The following is a 6,189-nucleotide window of genomic DNA, read 5'->3' as shown; positions in this document are numbered from 1 at the left end:
CCGCTACGAGCGGAAGCCGGAACACTTCCTCGCCTTCGCTGCCATCGCCGCGACACTCATATGTCACCGTAAGCTCACCAACTGAAATGACGTCTAAGGACGGTCTGTTTCCTCGCTCGCCTGAACGCGCGCGGGGCTGTGGCTCGCCCTTACGTTCACCCCACGTGAGCGTATGCACCGCTTGGGTGCTGTGATGGTGACGTCCTGCTGTGCGGGGCGGCCCGCAGCTCGGCGTGGACACCGGCCACCAGCCCGTCCGGTTGATCCCCGTCCAGCGTGTCGAACGTTCCCGCTTGACGGCCCTGCCCGGGTGGGGGGTGGGACTGACGTCCTCGTAACCGCCACGCGGCCGAGCAGGGCCATCCTGATGATCAAGGGCCGCCGGAGCGGAACCCACGTGTACAAGCCTCCGGGTGTGCGAGCACGCTCGATCGAGTTGTACGGACCATGGGCTCTCTTACCCCCGGTGGGCGGGCGGATCAGCGCAGTCCGGCGAAGAGGTCGTTCTCGGGAACGGTTGCTCCGGTGGTGTCCTGGACACGTACGAAGGTCTCGACGCCCATCAACTCGGTGAACCTCTCCCGGCCCATCCTGAGGAAGAAGATGTTCTCGCCCTGGCTGGCGTGCGTGGCCAGCGCATCGAACTTCTGGCCGCCGAACGCGGTGGTGTCCACCCAGGTGGTGATCTCCTCGTCGGGGAGTCCGATCTCGGCCATCGCGGCGGCCTCAGCGGGATCCGGCTCCTGCCAGTCCGCACCGAACTCACGCATGACCTCCCCGAACCGCTGCATCATCGAGCGGGGCGCCGTCGTCCAGTACACCTTTGGTGTCGGCGCGGCCATCGCCAGCGCCGCCATCGTGATGCGGTTGGCCTGGATGTGGTCGGGGTGGCCATAGAAGCCGTTCTCGTCGTAGGTGACGACCACATCGGGCTGGTAGCGCCGCAAGAGTTCCGCGAGCCGGGCAGCGCCCTCCTCCACGGGTGTCTGCCAGAAGGAGCCGGGGGCGTCATTGGTCGGCCAGCCCATCATCCCGGAGTCGGCGTAGTCCAGCATCTCCAGATGACTGACCTTCAGGACTTCGCAGCTTGCCTCGAGTTCTTGACGCCGTATCAAGGCGACGGCCGCCGGATCGTGCCCGGGATCACCCGGCTTGACACCCCCCGGTCCGTCACCGCAACGGCCGTCGGTGCACGTAACGAGGACCGTGCGAATGCCCTCCGCCGCGTATCGCGCGAGGACACCTCCCGTTCCAGTGGCCTCATCATCGGGGTGGGCGTGCACCGCCATGAGCGTCAAGGGTCGGTCATTCATAAAACAGTCCTCCTGTATGAATAGATCTCTGTCCGAGTCCGGGGCAGGCGTACAAGCGGTCGCCCCGATGTCGGGTTGCCGGGCGTACCGGACCCGAGGCCCCGGATCGCGTCGGGCGGACGAACTTTTGGTCTCCCTGTTCCCCGCCCGCGCGGCCCGGTTCCTCGACCGGTGCAACAGCGCTGGCCGGATCGGCTGTTCCCGCCGCGCATGGGAACAGCCCTGGGCCTTGGCGCTCGCTCCCGTGGACTTCGCTTCGAGACTTGCCCGTGAGCCTTCACGAGTTCGTCGGCTCGTTGCACCGGTTCGGGCTCCGGCACCGTGCTGCCCTGATCCAGACTCTGCCGTCTCACCCTCCGCCCGCCACGACAGCAGCCTGCGGCCATGCCGGGCCGGTCAATGTGGTTGCACGGCTAACTGCCGCTCCTGTGACAGTCCTTGACGCACGCCAGCTCGCCTCCTGAAGGGAGCACGTTCATGACAGTACAGCCCACCGAACAGACGGCCTTCCACGCGGTCCTGGCCCGCCTCGCCGCCGTCGGCATCTGCTGTGAGATCCAGTCCGAAGGGAGGCCGCGAGTACCGCGCCGAGACGATCGGGCAGATCGGCGTCGCGGGGCACCCGATAGAGGATCGACTTGCCCGTCGGCGGCCGGAAGATGGTTGTACGTCTCCGCGTGCGCCGGTTCTTCTGCGATCAGGGCCAGTGCCGACGTCGGACATTCGCACTGTTGAGAACCCGGATCCTGACCCCTCGGCAACTGTCACGGAAGCGCGGCCACAACCACTGGGTCGTGACCGCGTTACCGTGATGGGTACGGCCGACTCGCTGTAGGCCATACCTCATTGAGTCGATCCGAGTCTCGCGACGCGCCCCCACCACTTTCGTTCGACTGCGCTCACGCTGACCTGGACCTGGTCATCCGCCATCCACCCCGGACGGGGCTGGTTGAGGGTTGGGGCGGTGACGGCACCCCGGAGGGGGAACGGCGCATCGACACTGTCGTGGAAACCGCTGCTCATCGGCGCGGTCATCACGGGCGACGGCCGCATGCGCCTCTATTTCCGTTCACCTGAGCGGGACCGCAGGTACGGTGTGGACGTGCTGATCAGCCATACGGGGCCCGGCCTGCTCGGCGCTCCGGATTCCCCGGCGTTCCTGGCGAACGAGCATCTGCATCAGCCTTCAGACGATCCCCACTGCGATGTGATCGTGGATCTCACCGACTACTGACGGCTGCACGCCGCGGCTCTGCCTGCGCGTTCACCATCTACGCCCCAAGATCAACTACTGGCGGCTTTCGGGGCCCGCTCGGTGGCGAGCCCGTCGCGGTCGCCCGGGGCGAGGCAGGTCCCGAACGGGCTGGGCAGGCTGGGGCTTGTGGCGCCTAGCCGGGCGGCACCACGTACCGGCCCCGAGCCCGCAGACCTGGTAGCCCACCGGCACCGAGCCAGCCACACGCCATGAGTGGCCCCCCTGTACGAAGGGGCGCCACAGCCGTCTCGCAGCAAAACACCGGCGCACGGAAGCGTCTTCGCTCCAGCCGGATGCTTCCGCGATGCGTTCACACATTCGAGTGCAAGCCGCCTGTCGTCGCGGCTGCGCACGCACGTGCACGGCACTCTGTCCCGTCCGAACACCCATGAGAGAGGCCGCATTTGAGTATCGACACCGGCTCAGACAAAACCGCCACGCCGACCGAGGAACTTCGGTTCCAGTCGCCCACCCTGTCCATGTTCCAGCGGAACCAGGTCACTACCTGGTCCATGACCTGTCGCCTTCCCCAGCTCGTCAAACGCGCGTTGAAACTGGGCTGGCGGGTGGACCGGACCGCGATCATCGTTCTCCTCGTCTGTCAGGCCGTCTCCGCGATCCTGGAAGCGTTCGGCCTGGTCGCCACCACAAGCACCATCACCGCCCTGATCGCCTCCGGCCACATCCAGGACCGGCTCACAGACGCCCTGCCCGCGATCAGCGTCCTCGCCGCAGCGGCCGGGGCGCGGGCCCTGCTCGGCATCGCCATCGTCAACGTCTCCAGCCGCCTGTCGCCGCGGATCTCCCGTGAGGCCGAACTGGAGATGCTGAACGCGGCCGTACACGCCGAACTCGCCGCCTACGACCATCCCGGCTTCAATGACAAGTGGGACAATGCCGACCGGGGTGCCGACGTCGCCCAGGACCTCATCACTGAGTCCCAGCAGCTCATGTCCTGCCTGGCCTCCATCATCGCGGCGGCTGGGGTGCTCACTGTCCTCCACCCCATCCTGCTGCCCCTGCTGCTGATCGCCGTGTTTCCGCAGGCCATCGCCAGCATGAAAGGCGCGCGCATTCAGTACGAGACCAGCCGGGCCATGGCCGCCGAACGCCGCACCCTGGGTCTGCTGCGCTGGTACATCGTGGACAAGGACATCGCCGACCAACTCCGCTCCGGCACCATGGCCGACTTCCTGCTCTCCCGCTACCGGGCGATCGGCGCCCGCGTCGACGCCGTTACCGACAGGGCCGTCAACCAGGGAGCCCGCTACTCCCTCATCGGCGCCTTCGCCAGCGGCCTCGCCTCCGCGGGCGTATGGGCCGCCCTCTGTCTCCTCCTGGCCATCGGCCACATGACCGTAGCCTCAGCCGGAACTGCCGTGTTCGCGCTGCGTACCGTCGGCTCTTCGCTGCGCGGCATGGTCGGCTACGGCACCCAGCTGTTCCGTACCGGCCTGTACGTCGATGACTGGGTGGAGTTCATTGAGGAAGCCGGCGGACACCGCATGAACCGAGGAAACCGCACCTCCGACGGGCTCGAAGTCGTGCGCGCGGACGAGCTGACCTTCCGCTATCCCGGCTCCGACCGGTCCGCCCTGGAGAAGGTCACCGTGGAGGTACGGCGGGGTGAAGTCCTCGCCCTGGTCGGCGAGAACGGATCAGGGAAAACCACCCTGTCCAAGCTGCTCACCGGCCTCTACCTGCCCAGCGAAGGCGCCGTCACCTGGGACGGACGTGACATCGCAGACTTCGATCCGCAGCACCTGTGGAAGCAGACCGCCGTGGTACCGCAGTCGTTCGCGCACTGGCCGCTGTCGACGCGCGAGAACATCACCCTAGGCCAGCCCCACGACGACGGCGACCAGGCCGTGGAGGAAGCTGCGGTGCGGTCCGGCGCCCACGAAGTCGTTGCCGAACTCCGCAGCGGCCTGGACACGCTCCTCGCCCGCGAATGGTTCGGCGGCGTCGAACTCTCCGGCGGGCAGTGGCAGCGCATCGCCATCGCCCGCGCCTTCTACCGGCCCGCCGGGCTCCTCGTCATGGACGAACCCACCAGCGCCCTCGACGCCCGCGCCGAACACCGCATCTTCGCCGGCCTGCGCGACATCGCCCGCAACCGGGCCGTCGTCCTCGTCACCCACCGCCTCGCCAACGTCGCCGTAGCGGACCGCATCGTCGTACTCGACCACGGCCGGATCATCCAAGAAGGCACCTTCGCCCAGCTCGTGGCCGCCCCAGGCCTCTTCCGGGAGCTGTGGGACCTGCAAAACGACCGAGGCGTGCCCCACCAGCGCAGCCACAGCGAGGAGACCGCCGAGCCATGACCGAGCCGTGGCTCACCATCACCCCATTCGCCCACCGGCTCGACACCGCTGACCGCGCGCAGGGCCTCGCTCCGGAAGACAGCTGGATGCTCCAGGTCCTGAAGATTGCCGAGGAGACCGGCGAGGCTGCGCAGGCCGTCATCGGCGCCAAGGGTACGAACCCGCGCAAGGGCAACTCGCACACTGGGGCGACATCCGCGCCGAGGTCGCGGACACCGTGATCACCGGCCTCGTCGCACTTGCCGGGATGCGTCCCGATGCCGCCGGCTACTTCGCTGCCCAGCTGAAGGATTAGGCCGCCAGGTTCCTCTGACCCGGCGGGCACGGCCCGGCACCGCCTCCTCCCGGGAGTGGCGCCGGGCCGAGCTCTTGTGTGGCCGCAGCTCAGAACAGCGCGCCATGTTCCGGCTCGTGGTCCTGATGCTCGTCGTCGGCCTGGAGCAGCGACTAATGCACCACGGCGGCCGAAGCCGGCGGTACGTGGTGCATCGGGCCGGGGCGGGGCGAGCACCAGAGGTCTGGCTCGGGACTTCCGGCCTCTACGGTCCACGATCCAGACGACGCCGGGGTGCCGGGTAGCGCGCGCAGCCATACGGCGGCCACACGAGGGGCAGGGAACGCACAGAAGATGATGGGACATACCCTGCATTTGGCCGGTCAGCCCAGGCAGGCCGCCAGGAGTGGCCGGTGTGGCCCATCCGGGGCGGGCAAGTGGGGACGCCGGGGATCACAACAGGTCGTCTACATCGGCGGACGCAGCAGGACGGGGGAGACCGTCGCACCGGTCGGCCGTCCCTGAGGGCGTCAAGATCTGCCAGCGCCTGATGCGCCAGTACCTCGCCGAAGCGGGCTATCTCCGCGTCCAGTTCAGCCTCGCTCCTAGCAGGCCTGGATGTCATACCCGCAGGGTAATGTTGTGACCAGGAAAGTCCGGCGTTGCATTGGTCAGGTGGCCGCTGGTCTGCGGCGAGGTCGGCCTTGATGACGATGCCGTCGATGCCGAACGGCAGCTCTGCACGTATGGCGGCGATCTCCTTGACCCGAGCCAGGACCTGCTCAGGGGTGTGGGCGACGACGTCCGGGACGGCGGTCCGGGCGCTGGTGTGCACGCCGAATTCGGAGTCAGTTACAGGTGGTCGCTGTGGGCGGAGGCGTTCAGCCGTTCGGCGAGGGCCGGGTCGGTGTCGGGCACGGGCAGCAGGCCTAGGCGCTTTCGTTTGGATCATCGAGCGGACCAGAGGAAGATGCCCGCGATGTGGAGCCCGGCCAGGTAGATGGTCGCGGTCTTCTCGTAGCG

General features: G+C 67.7%; 4 protein-coding genes and 1 pseudogene. 4 read left to right on the top strand and 1 reads right to left on the bottom strand.

All coding sequences use genetic code 11. The features are described 5' to 3' along the window. A pseudogene (locus tag ACWC5O_RS44825) lies at positions 1 to 85 on the top strand (IS5/IS1182 family transposase); the annotation flags it as partial. Between the two features lie 394 nt (positions 86 to 479). On the opposite strand, the gene ACWC5O_RS44820 reads toward ACWC5O_RS44825, so the two are convergent. Next, positions 480 to 1,313 (bottom strand): PIG-L family deacetylase, encoded by an 834-nt coding sequence (locus ACWC5O_RS44820; protein WP_450592464.1) that lies wholly within the window; start codon positions 1,311 to 1,313, stop codon positions 480 to 482. A 964-nt stretch (positions 1,314 to 2,277) separates the two neighbouring features. Between ACWC5O_RS44820 and ACWC5O_RS44815 the strand changes: the two genes are divergently transcribed. The 3 genes from ACWC5O_RS44815 (at position 2,278) to ACWC5O_RS44805 (ending at position 5,113) form a co-directional block, all read left to right on the top strand. Continuing rightward, positions 2,278 to 2,547, top strand: coding sequence for a hypothetical protein (locus ACWC5O_RS44815; RefSeq protein WP_450592463.1), 270 nt, complete (start codon positions 2,278 to 2,280; stop codon positions 2,545 to 2,547). Between the two features lie 500 nt (positions 2,548 to 3,047). After that, a complete protein-coding gene (locus tag ACWC5O_RS44810) occupies positions 3,048 to 4,892 on the top strand; it encodes an ABC transporter ATP-binding protein (RefSeq protein ID WP_450781311.1) in 1,845 nt (614 codons plus the stop codon). Next, positions 4,889 to 5,113 carry a MazG-like family protein gene (locus ACWC5O_RS44805; protein ID WP_450592460.1) on the top strand — a complete coding sequence of 75 codons (225 nt, stop codon included), beginning with the start codon at positions 4,889 to 4,891 and terminating at the stop codon, positions 5,111 to 5,113. The genes ACWC5O_RS44810 and ACWC5O_RS44805 overlap by 4 nt, the downstream gene beginning before the upstream one ends. Positions 5,114 to 6,189 lie beyond the last annotated feature (1,076 nt).

It is taken from the genome of Streptomyces sp. NPDC001450 (assembly GCF_053597295.1).
Note: the sequence above shows the minus strand (reverse complement) of the source record. Positions and strands in the feature narration are given on the sequence as shown.